This is a genomic window from Afipia sp. GW821-FHT04G03 (assembly GCF_059419985.1).
Genome location: NZ_JBWKSV010000001.1, coordinates 1,008,518 through 1,025,429 on the forward strand (window position 1 = coordinate 1,008,518; position 16,912 = coordinate 1,025,429).

At 60.7% G+C, this 16,912-nt stretch carries 13 protein-coding genes and 1 pseudogene; 9 read left to right on the forward strand and 5 right to left on the reverse strand.

The genetic code is table 11. The features are described 5' to 3' along the window. Positions 1–83 precede the first annotated feature (83 nt). From AC07UB_RS04930 to AC07UB_RS04940, 3 genes are read left to right on the forward strand one after another with little or no spacing between them, the layout of a single operon-like run. Positions 84–1,676: a sensor histidine kinase gene (locus tag AC07UB_RS04930; RefSeq protein ID WP_492792880.1), complete on the forward strand. Its 1,593-nt coding sequence runs from the start codon at positions 84–86 to the stop codon at positions 1,674–1,676. Positions 1,677–1,718: 42 nt separating this feature from the next. Next, positions 1,719–1,949 carry a DUF1289 domain-containing protein gene (locus AC07UB_RS04935; RefSeq protein ID WP_492792881.1) on the forward strand — a complete coding sequence of 77 codons (231 nt, stop codon included), beginning with the start codon at positions 1,719–1,721 and terminating at the stop codon, positions 1,947–1,949. Positions 1,950–1,965: 16 nt separating this feature from the next. Continuing rightward, positions 1,966–2,481, forward strand: a complete 516-nt coding sequence (locus AC07UB_RS04940; protein ID WP_492792882.1) for a TIGR02281 family clan AA aspartic protease — start codon at positions 1,966–1,968, stop codon at positions 2,479–2,481. 10 nt (positions 2,482–2,491) lie between these two features. On the opposite strand, the gene dusA is transcribed toward AC07UB_RS04940, so the two are convergent. Next, positions 2,492–3,487 carry a tRNA dihydrouridine(20/20a) synthase DusA gene (dusA, locus tag AC07UB_RS04945; protein WP_494651959.1) on the reverse strand — a complete coding sequence of 332 codons (996 nt, stop codon included), beginning with the start codon at positions 3,485–3,487 and terminating at the stop codon, positions 2,492–2,494. A gap of 132 nt (positions 3,488–3,619) precedes the next feature. On the opposite strand from dusA, the gene AC07UB_RS04950 reads away from it, so the two are divergent. Then, positions 3,620–4,711 (forward strand): site-specific integrase, encoded by a 1,092-nt coding sequence (locus AC07UB_RS04950; RefSeq protein ID WP_494651957.1) that lies wholly within the window; start codon positions 3,620–3,622, stop codon positions 4,709–4,711. Positions 4,712–4,952: 241 nt separating this feature from the next. Here the strand turns inward: AC07UB_RS04950 and AC07UB_RS04955 are convergent, their stop codons facing one another. Then, the gene (locus tag AC07UB_RS04955; protein ID WP_494651955.1) at positions 4,953–5,360 is read right to left on the reverse strand and encodes a hypothetical protein; all 408 of its coding nucleotides are present in this window, start codon (positions 5,358–5,360) and stop codon (positions 4,953–4,955) included. 278 nt (positions 5,361–5,638) lie between these two features. Here AC07UB_RS04955 and AC07UB_RS04960 point away from each other — a divergent pair, with 278 nt between their 5' ends. After that, positions 5,639–6,403 (forward strand): hypothetical protein, encoded by a 765-nt coding sequence (locus AC07UB_RS04960; protein WP_494651954.1) that lies wholly within the window; start codon positions 5,639–5,641, stop codon positions 6,401–6,403. Positions 6,404–6,446: 43 nt separating this feature from the next. On the opposite strand, the gene ku is transcribed toward AC07UB_RS04960, so the two are convergent. Continuing rightward, complete coding sequence (gene ku, locus AC07UB_RS04965; RefSeq protein ID WP_494651952.1) at positions 6,447–7,379, reverse strand: non-homologous end joining protein Ku; 933 nt, start codon at positions 7,377–7,379, stop codon at positions 6,447–6,449. Between the two features lie 145 nt (positions 7,380–7,524). Between ku and AC07UB_RS04970 the strand changes: the two genes are divergently transcribed. The 4 genes and pseudogenes from AC07UB_RS04970 to dinB all read left to right on the forward strand — a co-directional run bounded on the left by AC07UB_RS04970 (position 7,525) and on the right by dinB (position 10,151). Beyond that, positions 7,525–7,920, forward strand: coding sequence for a hypothetical protein (locus AC07UB_RS04970; RefSeq protein ID WP_494651951.1), 396 nt, complete (start codon positions 7,525–7,527; stop codon positions 7,918–7,920). A 46-nt stretch (positions 7,921–7,966) separates the two neighbouring features. Beyond that, positions 7,967–8,416 (forward strand): hypothetical protein, encoded by a 450-nt coding sequence (locus tag AC07UB_RS04975; RefSeq protein WP_494651949.1) that lies wholly within the window; start codon positions 7,967–7,969, stop codon positions 8,414–8,416. A 3-nt stretch (positions 8,417–8,419) separates the two neighbouring features. Further along, positions 8,420–9,145, forward strand: a complete 726-nt coding sequence (locus AC07UB_RS04980) for an SOS response-associated peptidase (RefSeq protein WP_494651947.1) — start codon at positions 8,420–8,422, stop codon at positions 9,143–9,145. Positions 9,146–9,147: 2 nt separating this feature from the next. Further along, positions 9,148–10,151 (forward strand): annotated as a pseudogene (gene dinB / locus AC07UB_RS04985) (DNA polymerase IV). A 702-nt stretch (positions 10,152–10,853) separates the two neighbouring features. On the opposite strand, the gene AC07UB_RS04990 reads toward dinB, so the two are convergent. Further along, positions 10,854–13,874, reverse strand: coding sequence for a DEAD/DEAH box helicase (locus AC07UB_RS04990; protein ID WP_494651945.1), 3,021 nt, complete (start codon positions 13,872–13,874; stop codon positions 10,854–10,856). Between the two features lie 58 nt (positions 13,875–13,932). Next, positions 13,933–16,911 (reverse strand): TrlF family AAA-like ATPase, encoded by a 2,979-nt coding sequence (locus tag AC07UB_RS04995; protein WP_494651943.1) that lies wholly within the window; start codon positions 16,909–16,911, stop codon positions 13,933–13,935. Position 16,912: the final 1 nt, after the last annotated feature.

Sequence of the window (16,912 nt, forward strand, 5' to 3'; positions counted from 1 at the left end):
TTAGCGCCAGTAATAAACGGGCGGCAATGCGCGCGGGCGGCCCGGCGCAGCATTCGCATTTGTTCAGGATTCGTCGCGTAAACATGAGTGAAACCGCCGACAGAAAAGAACTCTCCGCATCATCGGCGGAAATACCGGCGCGCAGCCGCAGGGCGGCCTCCCAGCGTGTGCGCGAGGCGCGCGACCGGCTGACCTCGACCAGCGGAACCCGGCCGGCCTTCGATCACGAGTTGCTGCGGCAATACGCGCAGACACGCATCTCTGCGTCGCTGGTCGTCATCCTGCTCGTCGTCTCAACAGGCATCCTGGCGAGCTTCTGGATTGTTCCTGTCGCAGCGGTGGTCTGGACCGCCGGGATTCTCGCGATCCACGGCATCGTCATCCGCTTCTGCTCGAAATTTCTCGCCACCACGTCGTCATCTCCCGCCATCACGCGCAAGTGGCGGATGCGTTTCATCGGACTGGACCTGATCTACGGTCTCGCGTGGACGCTTGTTCTGATCCATCCGTCAGGCATCGACGTCGTCTCGAACACGCTGATGCTGTTCGTGATGCTGCTGGTCATTGCCGTATCCAGCATGCTGGCCGCGAGCCTTCCGATCGCGGCGTTCGCCGCGACGGTCCCGGTGTCGGCGGCGATCGCAGCGAACTTCATTCTTCGCGGCACCTTCGACGATTACATTCTCGCAGCGCTCGCGGTCACGGCGGAGGGCTATTTCGCCTTGCTCGCCCACCGCCTGCATTCCACCACGCTGGCAACGCTGGAAGCCCGCGCCGAAAAGGACGCGCTGATTGGCGAACTCGAGCAGGCAAAGTCGATCTCGGACGAAGCGCGTTACCGCGCCGAATCCGCCAACGTCTCGAAATCGCGTTTTCTCGCCCAGATGAGCCACGAACTGCGCACGCCGCTGAACGCCATTCTCGGATTTTCCGAGGTGATGAAAAGCGAGATCTTCGGCGCGCACGCCGTCGAGGTGTACAAGGATTATTCCGCCGACATTCACAACTCCGGCGTCCACCTGCTGAATCTCATCAACGAGATCCTCGATCTGTCGCGCATCGAGGCCGGGCGCTATGAACTCAACGAAGAACCGGTATCGCTGGTCCACGTGGTGGCGGATTGCCATCATCTGCTGAAGCTGCGCGCCTCAAGCCGCGGCATCACGATTCACGAGGTGTTCGAGCAGAACATGCCGAAACTGTGGGGCGACGAACGCGCCACGCGGCAGGTCGTGCTCAACCTGCTGTCGAACTCCATCAAGTTCACGCCGCCCGCCGGCGAAATCTGGCTCAAGGTCGGCTGGACCGCATCCGGCGGCCAGTATCTCAGCGTCAAGGACACAGGCTCCGGCATCGCCGAGGATGAAATTCCGATCGTGCTGGCCTCGTTCGGCCAGGGATCGAACTCGATCAAGTCCGCCGAACAGGGCGCGGGTCTCGGCCTTCCGATCGCAAAGAGCCTGATCGACATGCACGGCGGCACCTTCACCCTCAAGTCGACGCTGCGCGTCGGCACAGAGGTGATCGTCACCTATCCGCCGGAGCGCGTGATGACGGCGCTGGCCCCGATGCGCGACGATTCTCCGCCGCTGCAGCCGGAGCGGCCGCCGGAAGGATTGAGTGAGAAAAGCCGCCCCCGCTACAAGCCGATCATGAACGCAGGAACTGGTTTGTAGAACATCTTGCGCGAGCGATGAAAATGTCCATCAGTACCGTCCATGACACAAGAAACGCCGCCAAAAACAGATACGCCCTGCATAGCGGTGTGCTTCATCGATCCGAAGGCCAAGCTCTGTCTCGGTTGCGGGCGCACCCTGCCCGAGATCGCACGCTGGCACGCGATGGAGCGCGCGGAGCGGCTGGCCGTGATGGCGACGCTGCATCGGCGGATGCTGGACGCAGGATTGCCCATTCCGGCGGAAGCCGCCGCACGTCAGACCGGCTCCTGATCGCCGCAGGTGCGGCATGATGCGAAAACTCACGATCCTCGCAATCATTATCGCGGCCGTCGGCTTTCTGCTGTCGATGTCGAACCCGGTTGCGTTTGCAAATGTGAAAGGCGCGCTGATCCGCGCCACCGATCGGACCCTGAATGCGAAGCCCGCCCGCGCCGTCGAAATCGCACGCGGCGACAGCGGCGAATTCTCGCTGCGCGCGAAGATCAATGGCGTCAGCACGCCGATGGTGATCGACACCGGCGCGACCTCCGTGGTTCTGACCTACGAGACCGCGAAGGCGGCGGGGCTGCCGCTTGAACTGCTGGACTACAGCGTGGATGTCGAAACCGCAGGCGGCCGCGTTCGCGCGGCACGGCTGACGCTGGATCGCCTGTCCGTCGGCAAACTGGTGGAACGCTCGGTGCCCGCGCTGGTGGTGCCGCGTGGCCAGATGAAGTCCAACCTGCTCGGCATGAGCTTTCTCAACCGGCTGGAAAGCTGGGAAGTCCGTCCCGACAAGCTGATGCTGCGCGGATATCCGTAATCGATCTGCCTTACGCAGCGATCGACGCATCCACGCGCTGTCCGACGATGCGAAGCGCCTCACGCAGTGAATCCGTTCCCGCGCCAGGCTTGGTGCAGACCTCAGCGAGATAACGGCGAAAGCCGCGTGCGCCCGGCACGCCATGAAATGCGCCGACGAGATGCCGCGTGATCGAGTGCAACCGCGTACCGGCGGCAAGTTCGCGCTCGATATACGGCATCAGTGCCTCGATGGCGTCGTGCATGGTGGCATGAGGGGCGGCCTCGCCAAATAACTCCGGATCGACGCTGAGCAACCGCCACGGCTCCTGATAGGCCGCGCGGCCGAGCATCGCGCCGTCGACATGATCGAGATGAGCCTTCGCAGCGGCGACGGTGGCTATGCCGCCGTTGATTGAGACAGGCACATGCGGCAGCGCCGCCTTGAGGCGATAGACGCGATCATAGTCAAGCGGCGGGATGTCGCGGTTTTCCTTCGGCGACAATCCATTCAGCCACGCCTTGCGCGCGTGAACGACCAGCGCATCCGCACCGGCCGCGATCACGGCGCGCGCCAGCGTATCGAGCGCGACCTCGGGATCCTGATCGTCGATACCGATGCGGCACTTCACGGTGACGGGAATTTTCACTGCCTGTTTCATCGCGGCAACGCAATCCGCAACAAGCTGCGGCTCCGCCATCAGGCACGCGCCGAAGTTTCCGCCCTTCACGCGATCCGACGGGCAGCCGACGTTGAGATTGATCTCGTCATAACCGAACCCTTCACCGATCAGCGCGCTCTCCGCGAGATCGCGCGGGTTCGAGCCTCCGAGCTGGAGCGCGACGGGATGCTCAACGGCATCGAAGCCGAGCAGTCGCTGACGGTCGCCATGGATGATCGCGCCGGTCGTCAGCATCTCGGTATAAAGCCGCGCACGGCGCGACAGCAGACGGTGGAACACCCGGCAGTGCCGATCGGTCCAATCCATCATGGGTGCGACGGAAAAGCGATAGTCTTGATATTTCAACAGTTTATCTTACTCTTCAATGGGATGAACAGCGAACGTGTGCACTCCAAACTAGACGAAATTGCACACGTTTGTACCCGTTTTGACCTCTCAGTGCACACATAGTGCACACGAAAGTCGGAGTGCACACGCGTGGCGACCTTCACACAAATGGCATCCGGAAACTGGCGCGTCCAGGTCCGCCGCAAGACCCGCTATGTGGCCGAGACATTCCGAAGGCGCAAGGACGGAGAGGAATGGGCGCTCGAAATGGAGCGCAATATCGACCGCAACGGCTCGTCCAAGCCACGCGCGACGCGCAACGTCCGCACCTTTGGCGATCTGATCGACCTGCACGATGAGGACATGCACGAAGTTGGAAAGCCCCCTCGCCGGTCAAAAGCTGCTGTGATGGCGTCGCTCAAGACTGCGCTCGGCAGCGTAAAGCTTCCCGCGCTCAATCGAGAACGGCTGATCGAGTTCGGAAGAAAGCGCGCCAAGGAAGGCGCTGGCCCCGCAACGTTGGCCATCGATTTATCTTTTATCCGGACAATCATAACTCATGCCGCCGCGGTGCACGGTATCGAGGTTTCGGCCGAGGAAGCACGCCTCGCACGCGTCGCGTTAAGTCACCTCAATTTGGTTGGAAAAGGCAAAGAGCGTGACCGACGGCCTACGCAAGACGAACTCGACGAGCTCATCGAGTACTTTGAGACGAACCCTCGGCAATTCATTCCGATGGGGCGGATCGTCAGGTATGCCGTCGCGACGACATTGCGCCAGGAAGAGATTTGCAAACCCGAGTGGTCACTGGTCGATATGAAAAAGCGGTTGGTGGTCATTCGAGACCGAAAAGATCCGAGGAATAAGAACGGAAATGACCAGAAGGTCCCTTTACTCAATCTAACGGGTTATGACGCTTGGGAGGTCGTACTTCAGCAGCGGATTGTGACCCGAGGCCATGGACGTATCTTTCCTCATAATCACAAATCGGTCAGTGCGGCATTCACCCGGGCATGCGATGAGCTCAAGATCGACGACCTGCACTTCCACGACCTGCGTCACGAGGGAACGAGCCGTCTGTTCGAGGCAGGACTGCCGATCGAAAAGGTAGCGCTGGTCACCGGCCACAAAGATTGGCGACAGCTTCAGCGCTACACCAATCTCAAGGTTGAAGATCTTCTCAAGCTACAATACGCGCAGCAGCCATCGATGGAAGAATTCATGGCGACGCTAGCCTCCTAGAGGCCCCAACGTTAACGAGACGATCGCTACATTCATCGATGGTGTACTATGGAGGAGCAGTCCGACAAACTGATAAGCTTTGTGTAAAAACCTTATCAGTCAGCCGACTAACTCCATTTGCAACCAAAACTCATCACCGGTCGAAGCGGTTTTTACAATCCCAGTCATTGCGAGTCCCGACCATGTCCTCGCAGCCGGAACGAATTGCGGGCAATACGATCCGTCCGCGTCAGGAGTATTTTCATGCTGCTGACGGCGTTCCGCTCCTTCTGCCTGGCGCCTCTTCCTTCGCCCGTTCAAGCTCGCGGCTCCTCCGTTCCCGTTCGTAGTCGAAGGCGGCCTTTCGTTCGGCAACCTTGTCAACGAGGTGAGAGGAAAGCTTCTTCCTCATGGCTTTTCGACTTGCGAGCGGCTTTCGTTGGACCTCCGCCGCCAAGAGCGGTGGGCAGTTCGGCATGTTCGCTGAGAGGTCGGTCGGTTCCAACCGGGCGCCTGAGAACGACGCCGGGCTTTGCCATGGTCGCGGCGATGACGTCCGGGTCGCGGCTCTCCTTCGCCACGCCCTGGTGGAAAAGATGGCTGAGGGAGCGGCGATCGCCAGATCGAAGAAGCCCAGCGAGCTCTGGTAGGTCTTCAGTTTTCTCACCATGAGACGCTTTACCTATGTAAGCGCGCGTTACTCCTAACCCTGTCGGAGGGGCGTTGCCACGCGGCTCGCGAGGGTCAGGTCGTGGTGCGTTCTTGGGCACGTTTGAGGAGTCGTCACCTGACATCATAAGCACGAGTAATGTAAGCTAACCGTTGAAAACGGTAGCTTAAGTGGCCGCAGTCAGCAATTTTCTGCACGGAAGGTTGGACGCATTTTGTGTATATTACGGGTCCGCCAAGGCGCATCCCGAGCCCTTGGCGATGAACAGGGGGCCGATCGTGAGCAACGAGACAACCGTCTGCTGGATTTGTCTCACCAATCCAGCGACCACACGCGAGCATCGGATCAAGCATAGCGACTTGCGGGCGCTGTTCAGGAAGCCTGGAAGGGGGCTGCCCTACTATTACAGCAACCCCAAGCAACAGAATATTCACGTCCAGAGCCTCGACGGCAAACTTCTGAAATCGCCGGCTTTGATCTGCGAATACTGCAACAGCACGCGTACTCAGTCGCATGACCGCGCCTGGGAACACATGTCCAATTGGCTGCGACTTCGTCCGACACCCTTGCGCATCGGAGGAAACGTTCGCGGCGACCGAATTTTCCCGTATGACACACGACGACGTATGCTGGAGGTACATCTCTTTTTCTTGAAGCTATTTGGCGGTATGATCAAGGAAGCGACCGGTAGCCTTGCAATCGACATCGAGCCTTTTGCCGACGCGATAATGAATCGCCGTCGGCACGATGAAGTCTATCTTCAATTCGGAAAGGGGGATGGGACCGTCGGCATTCTTCCGGCAAAGCCAATCAAGACAGAACAGGGAAAACTCATCTTTCTCTGGTTCTATCGCATAGGTCCCGTTGTGGTGAATGTCATCTACGCTCAGCGCGGGGAGCGTTGGGAAAACTTGGATCAGACGTGGCATCCCAAGTGGGGAAAGAACAATTTCGTCGTCGCTGACCTCCGGCCTCGCATAACAAAAGCTTACGAGGCCGACAAGACGGAGAGAGAAAAGCAAGTAACCGCGCAACCTACCTGACGGTGTCGAAGCAAGCTTTCCGTGAACCCACCGCAAAGATACCTTAAGCCGACTTCCGCTGCGGTTTGGCCGCCGGCTTCCTTGCCACCGCCTCCTTGGCTGATTTCTTGCCGGCAATCGGCATCAGCATTTCCTTCTGCCCGGCCGTCGCCTTGCGCGCCTTCTTGGCTGGCTTCTTCGGCGCCTCTGTCGCTGCCGCCTTTTCGCCGCCAATGCTTTTGCGCAGCGCGTCCATCAGATCCACCACGTTCTCGCCGCGGGGACGCGCTTTCGCGGTGATGGGTTTGCCGGCGCGCTTCTGGTTGATGAGATCGAGAAGGGCGGTTTCGTACTGGTCTTCGAACTTGTCCGGCTGGAAGTGGCCCGCCTTCTGGTTGACGATGTGCCTGGCGAGATCAAGCATGTCCTTGGTGACTTTGACATCCTGGATGTCGTCGAAATATTCGTCCACAGCACGCACTTCGTAAGGATAGCGCAGCAGCGTCCCCATCAGGCCCTTGTCCATGGGCTCAAGGGCGATGATGTGCTCACGGTTGGTCAGCACCACCCGTCCGATGGCGACCTTGTTCATCTCGCGGATCGTTTCGCGGACGACGGCGAAGGCGTCATGGCCGACCTTTCCGTCCGGCACCAGGTAGTAGGGACGAATCAGATATCGCGGGTCGATCTCGCTACGATCGACGAACTCGTCGATCTCGATGGTTCGCGTCGATTCCAGCGCGACATTCTCGAGCTCCTCCTTCGTCACCTCGATGAAGGTGTCGGTGTCGACCTTGTAGCCCTTGACGATGTCCTCGTTGGCGACCTCCTCCCCGGTGTCGGCGTCCACCTTGGCGTATTTGATGCGGTGGCCGGTCTTCCGGTTGAGCTGGTTGAAGGAGACCTTTTCGGATTCCGACGTGGCCGGATAGAGCGCTACCGGACAGGTGACGAGGGAAAGACGCAGAAAGCCTTTCCAATTAGCGCGGGGGGCCATGACGGGGAACTCCAATACTGACGCTGGATTCAAGACGAACGGCCCGGCTTGGTTCCGACATCGTGGGCTTCCCTACAGCACGATTTTTTCTCGGAAGCCTGCCCAAGCGGACTCGACTTTTGTTCACTTTATGTTCTAATTCGGGATGTCCGATCGACCCGCGAGCTGGCGCATGCCCACCCCGAAGCAGATGGAAAAGCTGGCCGTTGAGGCCGTCCGCAGGCGGAGCCCCTCCGCTGAGGCTCCGGATGCACCGCTCCCAGCCGAATACTGGGAATCGGTCCTCAAAGACCCTCGCGCTAGCGCGACAGAGGTCCAAATGCGGCAGCGACGCCTTTCGAAAATTCAACGCCACGTCCTGCGCATCTCCTGCCGCCGCTGCGAGCGAACCGTGGAAATCCAGACCGCCGATGCAGTCCGATTGTATGGCGGCAACTCGGTCTGGAAGGACGTAGCGCAGCGGCTGCTCGACAACACCTGCCAGCGGCGCACCGGCAGGCATGAAGAAGACGGGTGCTGGCCAGCGTTCGAGACGCCGTAGCCCGCTCTGAATTGCCGATTCGATCTCTTTGCGCCTGGATGTCCGGATGGCCCCGAAGTATCACCCTACGCCCCTGTCGGGCGGCGACCGAAAGGCTCTGGCGAAAGAACTCGGCAAGGCGCGGGCAATGGCCAACATCCTGGCTACCCGATCGGCGGAGACGCGAGCAAAGGGGGAAGCGCTCATCCAGCAGGCCGACAAGCTGCTATGCGAGAGTTGGAACGAACGCATGTGGTCAGACGGAGAACCGATTGATCCGTCCCCGACGATCGAGCAGGCGGTGAATGGCGGCTTCCCTTGGCTGGAGATCCAGTGCGCGCGCTGCAAGACGCCGAGCGACGTTGACCTCGCGGCGATGAAGCATCCGCCGACCACCTTCGTGCACGATCTCGCCAGCCGGCTGCGCTGCCGCAAATGCGCCAAGGCGGGCCGGCGTCCATCCGCGACTCTGCTACAACTGGCCTGGCAGCCGCGCCACCCTCGGACCGAAGCCTGACCGATGTGCAATCTCTATTCGATCACGACCAACCAAGCCGCGATCAGCGCACTGTTCCGCGTCGTGAACCGATACGTCGGCAATCTGGCGCCGATGCCCGGGGTTTTTCCCGATTACAAGGCGCCGATCGTGCGCAACGGGGCCGAGGGCCGCGAACTCACCACGGCGCGCTGGGGAATGCCGTCTTCGTCAAAAGCGCTGATGGACGCCACCAAGAAACGAGCCGAGAAGCTGCAGGCCAAGGGCAAGACCGTCGATTTCAAGGAGCTGCTACGGATGGAGCCCGACGGCGGCACGACGAACATCCGCAACGTGAAGAGCAAGCACTGGACGCGATGGCTAGGAGCCGAAAACCGCTGCGTGGTACCGTTCAACTCGTTCAGCGAATTCAACAAGGCCGAGGGCGGTGATATCTGGTTCGCGCTCGATGAGACCCGTCCCCTCGCCTGTTTCGCCGGCATCTGGACCAACTGGACGTCTGTCCGGAAGGTCAAGGAAGGCGAGACGACCAACGACCTCTTCGCGTTCCTCACGACGGAGCCCAACGCCGACGTCGGCGCCATCCACCCGAAGGCGATGCCGGTGATCCTGACAACGCCGGATGAAGTGGAGGCCTGGATGACAGCTCCTTCGGACGAAGCCCTGAAGCTGCAGCGGCCGCTTGCCGACGGGACGCTCCGGATCGTCGCCCGCGGCGTCAAGGAAGACACGGCTGGGCTAGCGACGTGACCATCGAGGAAGATGACGACCAGACAGCTACCCCTGGCCGCCAACGCAAGATCATCCACATCGACATGGACGCCTTTTATGCGTCCGTCGAGCAGCGGGACAATCCGGATCTCGCGGCAAGCCGGTCGCCGTCGGCGGATCACGCGAGCGCGGCGTCGTGGCGGCGGCCAGCTACGAAGCGCGCAAGTTCGGCGTCAGATCGGCCATGCCATCGGTTACCGCGAAGCGGCAATGTCCAGAGTTGATCTTCGTCAGGCCCCGCTTCGAGGTGTACAAGGCTGTCTCCCAGCAAATCCGCAAAATCTTCGCCGAGCACACCCCGATCATCGAGCCGCTGTCGCTGGACGAGGCCTACCTCGACGTGACCGAAAATCTGCAGAGCATTCCGTTGGCCCGGGACGTCGCGTTGGCGATCCGTGCGAAGATCAAGGAGGTAACCGGCCTCAACGCTTCGGCCGGCATCTCCTACAACAAGTTTCTGGCGAAGCTCGCCTCCGACCACCGCAAGCCGAACGGCCAGTACGTCATCACGCCGGAGATGGGGCCGGCGTTCGTAGAAACCCTCCCCGTCGGCAGATTCCACGGCATCGGGCCTGCAACCAGCGCCAAGATGAATGCGCTGGGCCTGTACACAGGGCTCGATATGCGCAATCAGTCGCTCGAATTCATGCAGGCAAACTTCGGCAAGGCCGGAAGCTACTACTACTGGATCTCGCGGGGCGTCGACAATCGTGAGGTCCGCTCCGACCGGATCCGTAAATCCGTCGGTGCCGAAAATACGCTCTCTACCGACCTCACCGACTTCGACGCCATGGTACTCGAACTCAAGCCTCTCATCGACTCCGTACCTGTCGCCGTTTCGTGCCACAGCGACCTGGAGCGCTTGGTATTCAGCCTGCTCGAGAACGAAATACCTCTGGCAAGACCGGTGCGCCTCTTAGGCATCTCACTCTCATCGCTGCAAGCCGAAGATGGCGCTGAGCCACAACTGGATCTGCCAATCTGAAGCAGAGTAGATTATGACTCCGCGTCAGCGATGGAAGCCCGACCGAGGATAGCCTGGCTTTTCAACAAAGCCGACAGCACGCCCCCTCGAAGGGGAGGACGCACCGTTGTTTTCTAAGAGCGATTATTTCTCGTTCGCGAGCTATGAACGGAGCTGCTGGCGCCCGCTCCTCACTAGGAGGTAGCCGCACCGGCTGGCGCCGAAGCGTGCTGATGATACGACTTGATTGCCTCAATTGTCGCTTAAAGGAATTAGAAGAAACCATCGTGAGACACGTGCTTTTGCTCCTCCAAGATCAACATTTTCAAATTCGTTTTGAAAAACTCGAGTAAATTGCGTTCGTCGGCTTCTCGAAGAATCTGGACGGACAGGCTGCGGGATGGTTCTCGATCCGATGACGGAATGGACAATCGATTGCCGTCGAGGATCCGCAAGTCCATGCAAAGTTTCTTTTGTGGGACAGAAATCACGTCGTGGTGAGCACGATGAATTGGGGCTCTCAGTCGGGTTCACCCGATAATCCTCTCGACGAGATCGGCCTCCATTTGGAAGGGCATGGCTTAGCCGAGTTCCTCCTAGCGAAATTCGAGGGTCAACTCGACGATTAGTATCTGACACGTATTTTGGGCCGCCGCGCGCCAATCACGCCTTCTGAAATCGTTGGACTATTTCGCTGAAAAGCGAAAGGCGTGGTTTCGCCATCTATCGCGCAACACCTCTGATCGCCTCCGCTTCGCGAAGGAGTCTCGCCACGTCGGAACCTACACAGCGAACAAGCGTGTCCTGATCTAGAGCATATACGGTGTCGACCGTACCTGCACCAGCCGCAAACAGTCCGAGATACTGTCCGCGAGACAGCGCAACAGGCAGATCGATCAGCTTGAGTGCGCCTTTCGGCAGCCCGAACTCCAGCCTTCGTAGCAGTTCATCGAGGGCTTCCAAGAACATTGGCTGGTCGGGAAATAGCGCTGAAAGAATCTGATGAGCGGATCGCAGGTGAAAGCGCGCGCCGTCAGCAATCCGGATGATGTCCCCGTAGCCAACCGCGCCCTGGAACGGAGTGGTCGAATAACGACGCTCCAGCTCATCAATCGACGTACCCTCGACCCAGTCGAACAGGATCGACGCACGCTTGCATCGTGCCCAGAACTCAAACTCGTCACGGCAGTACCTTTGAAGCCCTTGTGCCATCGCATGTCCGAAGCGTTGTGCGACGTCACCTGCGCGCGCGCTTTCGGACCGCCCGCGCTTCATGACCGGCGTGTAGATGCCGTCCATCTCGGCCAAGACCTGAATGGTGCCGAGCACCTGCACCGGATCGGTCTGCGCCACATTAAGCTGTCGCATCAGTTCGATAAGACGCAGGCTCGATTCAAAAGACAACGACGACGCACCGCAGGCTCTTCCAAGCAGTGTCAGATGTACCAACTCGCCATCAAGTTCGGCGAGGCCCGCCTGTAGCAGTCGAGCCACCAGCGCCGACACGTCTCCTTCTACAAGCCGCATCCATTGTGGATTGGCGCGCGAAGCAGAGTAACCGCCAAAGGTATTCACAAGAAGGCCGGGAATTTCTTCGGGGCGCACCCCGCGCACCTGGCTCAACAAGCGCAGCGTCCACGTTGGCAGGTCGCGTTGCTGGAACGACGATCTTACGTCTTCCGGCGTGCCCAAGACATATTTCTGGAAGAGTTGGGCGCGCTCGACAGGCGTGTCGGCCAGGATGATCGCCTTTCCGATCTCATTGTAGCCGAGGCGACCCGCCCGGCCTGCCATGTTCTTGTATTCTGCAATGGTGAACGGCCGGCCATCCTCACTGACAAATTCGTTCTCCGCCAAAACGACGGTCGAGGCTGGCGTATTTATTCCCGCCGCAAGCGTCGTCGTGGCCGCCAAGACGTGGATGCCACCGTTGGTGTTGCGATAGCCTCGCTCGATCGCTTCGCGCTCTGCCCGAAGCAGGTTTGTGTTGTGGAACGCCGTACCGCCCTGCAAGCATTCACGCAGATCCTGCGAAGCTCCAGTCAGGTCTTGTGTTGGCAAGGCGGCGATGACGCCCGTGGCAGGTGCGAGACCGAGTTCCCTGGAAAGATATCGGGCGCAGCCCTGCGCTGGACCGCGCATGTTCCGAAAGACAAGAAGCTTCTCGCCTTTGGCCACCAATTGCTTAGCTAAAGGAACAATGACGTCTTGCGACGACGGCTTGTCTCTTCGCTGCACGATTTGATGTGACGGCAGCTGCGCTTCCGACTTGGTCGTTCCGTCGACATCGACAAACTGAAAGACACCTCGCCGATCGAGAACGCCCTCGATCAGCGGAACTGGTCGTTCCCGCGAAGTCAGGAGCGGCAGACCCAGCCAACTATCGAAGCTGTTGAGATTGCCGATCACGGCCGACAACACGACGAGTTGAGGCTCGACGCCACGTTCCCGAGCCCGAAGCAACAGCGCAAAGATCAGTTCGACGGTGATGCCGCGCGTGGGGTCGGTGATGAACTGGCCTTCGTCAAGGACCACCAGCCCGAGCTGATTCAAGAGACGCGGCGATGCGAGCGCCAGATTGAGGAACATCTCGTAGGTGAAGAAGGCAAGGTCATATCGGCCGCTCATAACCGGACCGACACCGTCCGACGCATCGCCGCTGCATCGCATGACTCGCAGCCCGGCAGGCGCAAATCGCGCACTGAAATCCTCGAATTTTTCGTTCACGAGGGCTCGGTACGGCAGAAGGAAGACGGCCTTCTTCCCCGCCGTGACGGCGCGGATCGCGGCCACTTCGCCGATCAGGGTCTTACCTGAACTGGTCGGTGCCACCACGAGCAAGGACTTGCCTTCAAGGACTCCATGTTCATTGACGGCCTTGAGCTGTAGCGCATTCAACCCCTTCGGAAAATGCTCCTCCCACTGCTGGACGACTTCCTGCGGGAAACCATGTTCGGCCAGCTCAGTGAAGGAGCCCGACATTTGCCGAACGGCGACCGTCGGGAACGCGGCTGCAAAGTTGTCGCCACGTTTGAGCACGGGAAAAACCAGCCCACCTTGCACGGTGCCGAGAAACACCGGCGTCTGGGTAACGCTAATTCTTTCGGCTTCGACGCGCGTGAGGCGAATGATCTCGCCAGCCACCTCTGGAAAGCTGACCGTCTCGCCCGCAGCCTTGGTCATGGCCTGTATGGTGGCGTAGGTCAGAAGGCCGTGGCCCGTCCCAGGCTGTTCCCATGCGGCTTCGTGGGTAGCGCAGGCCGCGAGGAGAATCCGACCTTCGCCGTAGACCTCCGCCAAGGCGAAGGCACTCCGTGGGCGGGCCTCTGTTTCGAGGACGCGCGCTGGCGCCTGGCCGCTGAAACAGCAATCCAAGATGCACAGCACCGCCCTAGCCTTGGTTCGCCTGAAGGCCTCGGCCAAGGCCGCCATGGGAAGCGCGGTATGCGCTAGGTCCGCAGCGTCTGTGTCAAAGAGCACCAAGCTGCCATCAGGTGACCCATGACCGGCGAAGCCCACCATGACGACGTCGTCCTCCTGCGCCGAGTCCAGCGCGCCGAGGATGGCGCCAGATACGTCCGCATGAGTTGCCCGCTCGTCGACGAGGAGATGCGCCGAAAGCCCCTCGATTGTATCGGTGAACAGCGCCCAGAGAGCTGTCGCGTCCCGCCGCGCGCCACCGAGCTCCGGAATTGTAGGGTCCCGGTGCTTGTTGACGCCGACAAAGATCGCCCTCGTCGCCATATCGCCTCCTAACGGCTCCGGATTGGGAGATGCTCGATCAAATCGTTGACCTCCACCCTCATCGCTCCAACCTCACGCGCAGCCTTCGCGCTCGCTCCTGGAATGCGCCTTCACCTCCCTCGAGGATGTCGCAGACCGCCTTCCTGATCTCGGCGTTCTCCAACCCGCCCGACCTGTACGAGATCGGCGGCAGGGAGCCGTGCGGATGCGGCCCAGCATCGGCAATGATGATCTGGTCCGCGTCGGTGTTGATCACAAGGTTCGCGTTGTGCGTGACCATGATTACCTGGCGGTGGGCCTTCGCCTCGATAAAGAGGTGGACCAGCTCATCGAAAACCGACTTGGGATCTAGGTTCTCCTCGGGCTGGTCGATCACGAGCGGCCGGTTGTCGCTGTCATCCAACGCCAGATAGAGCAGCAAGAGCACGATGCCGCGGGTGCCCGGCGACAGTTTGCGGATGTCGACACCATCGTAATCGATCCCATACTGGATCGAGATGTGATCGGTGCTGAACAGCCATTGCGCAAAGCGCTTCGACCACGCGCGAAATTCTGCCTGGTCGGTGTGCGCGACCGGAGAATGATCCAACAGATCCTTCTGATAGAGGCGTCGGAACTCCGCCATTGCCGCGATGACGGCGGCCGAATCCCCGGTCTCCCACGCGTCCTTCAACACCTCATTCGCCTTCTGCAGCAGCGTGCCCTTGCCGCGGAATGCGCCGGCTTTCCTGAGGTCGATCAGACCGTCTTCCGCCTCGGACGCCCATTGCTCCACATTGGCGACACGCGTGACGGAGAAGGAAAGCTTCTTCAGCGTGCCGGACGCCGCGGCGAGCCGCGCCATGAGCGGCGCGTACAGATCCTCCAGCACTGTTTGCTCCGCGACAAGCGCGTCGAACGCCCGGCCATAGGCCTCCTCGCGCTGCGTCTGCAGATCACGCGCGCGATCTCTGGCGCCCTGGGCGTCTTTCAGCTTATCGGCAAGCGTTTGCAGCGCCGCAGTCTCGGTCGCGATGCTGCCCGAAAGAGACGTGTAGCGCCGCTGCGTCTCCTTGTCGGCGCTGACCAGCTTTTCCAGCCGCGCCATCTCTGCCTCGAGCACGGCCTGAGACAGCGTGCTCAGATCGGCGTCGTCTCGAAAGTACGGCGTATTCGGATCGCTCGGCGTCGGCGTCGTTCCCTTGAGCTTGGCGATCTCGCCGTCGACCCATTTCACATAGCCGGCGAGATCGTTGTCGACGGGTCCCTTGTAGTCCAGCAGGAACGACGCCCACTGCTCTGCCGACATGCCACTGTGGGTATGGCGTGACTGGGCCTGTCTCAGCGCTTCAGGGGCCTGGTTGCGTCGCAGGTCCTTCACCTCGTCCTGCATTGCCAGGAAAGTCTGCCGCTGGCCGGCGAACTGGCGCAGCTTCGCTCGAATCTGGTTTGCGGCTCCGGCCAGCTCGGTGTGACGCTGGGCTCGCTTCTCGCTTCCGGCCGAAACGAGCTTCGCACGATCCGCCGTGTAGGCGTCGACGAGCTTCTTCTTTTGCGCAACCTGTCCCTCATAGGTCGCAATCAGCTTCTCCTTCTCCAGCTCGGTGCCGATGCGCTCAGAAATCTGCGCCACGGCCTCGGCCTCGCGTTCGCGCGCGAGGCGATGACGCGACGCGCGGTGGTCGAGAAGCTCGGCGAAGTCCAAGGTGCCGTCCCGAGCGTCATCTGGATGGGCCTCGAAGATCACACGTTCGATTTCGCGCAGGAGACCGTCAGTCAGCCCGCTCGACGAGCACAGCTCCTCCACGAACTGCTGCGACAGATACCGCACGCGCTCATAGCTGAAAGGCCCGTTCGCATCCGAGCCATCGAGCGCGCGGATGCTCGGTTCTCCGGACGCCCAACTCACCTTGACCTTCCCATCGCCGACAAGGGGCCGGGCGCGGATGAGAAAAGAGGGGTTGGCCCATTCCTCGGCGTTCCAGGCCTCGTCCGAGATCGAGTCGCATCCCGCCGCGATCATATCGGCCAGCGCGGTCTTGCCGGAGCCGCGGGCGCCGATGATGGCGACCAGCCCGGGATTGAGCGGAATGACCGGCGTCGTCATCCAGGGTGCATCAACGATCTCGATACCCGAGATCACCTGCGATGGCGTTGCCGATGCCGGCGGTTCGGCACCCACATGCGCGCGGCCGCCGGGGTCGATGCACGCCTGACGTAGAGCATCGAACTCCAACCCCCCCTTGATCCAGGAGAACCGGTCCCCGAACGGCGAGGCGACATCGTCGAGCTTGTGGGCGTCGCTCCCGTGCAGACAGGGTTTCAATCCACCGTATCGGGCTCGCATTTCATCGGGGGCAAGATCCCTTCGGCCAAGCCAGAACTCGCGCTGCGCCGGGCTGCTGGCAAAGATCACATGCGCGAAGCCTTCGATTTCGCGTCGGATTGTCTGGTCGGCGGCCTCCCGCACGCCCGACGTTCCGTCGGTCGCGCCGCCCGCGACCGCAATCAGGATGTTCTTTTTCGCCCATCCGCTCTCCGAGAACACCTCGCGCAACTTCTGGAAATTGACCTTGAACTGGTTGGCCCCATAGGCCAGCGCCGCGTTGTCGTCGGTGATGTTCGGGTCGGTCTTCTTGCCAAGCCTGATGAGGTCCGCGCGCGTGCAGTCGAAGCGGTCCTGCATGACGTTGAACTGCAGGCGCGACAGCAAACGCTGCAGTTCCTCGACGTGCTTTGGATCCTCGGGGCTGACAAACAGGTGAAGATTGACGAACCCGCCCCTGGCCGTAGCCACATCGAGCCGGAGTTCGACATTCGGGAAGATCAGCTTGGTGGCAGGTAGCCGGCCAGCGGCCTTCTGCCTCAGCACCTCCTCATAGGTATCCGTGACGTAATAGTCGGTGACGGCGATCGCCTCGATGGCCGGCGTGGCCCTCTCCAGCGCGGTGAGATAGTCAGTCCAGGCCGTGGGGCCGCTGAACTGGTTGTTCATCACCGTGTCCGGTGCGTGAATATGCGGCTCCCACCTCCGCCATTCCGATCCCCGACTGAGCATT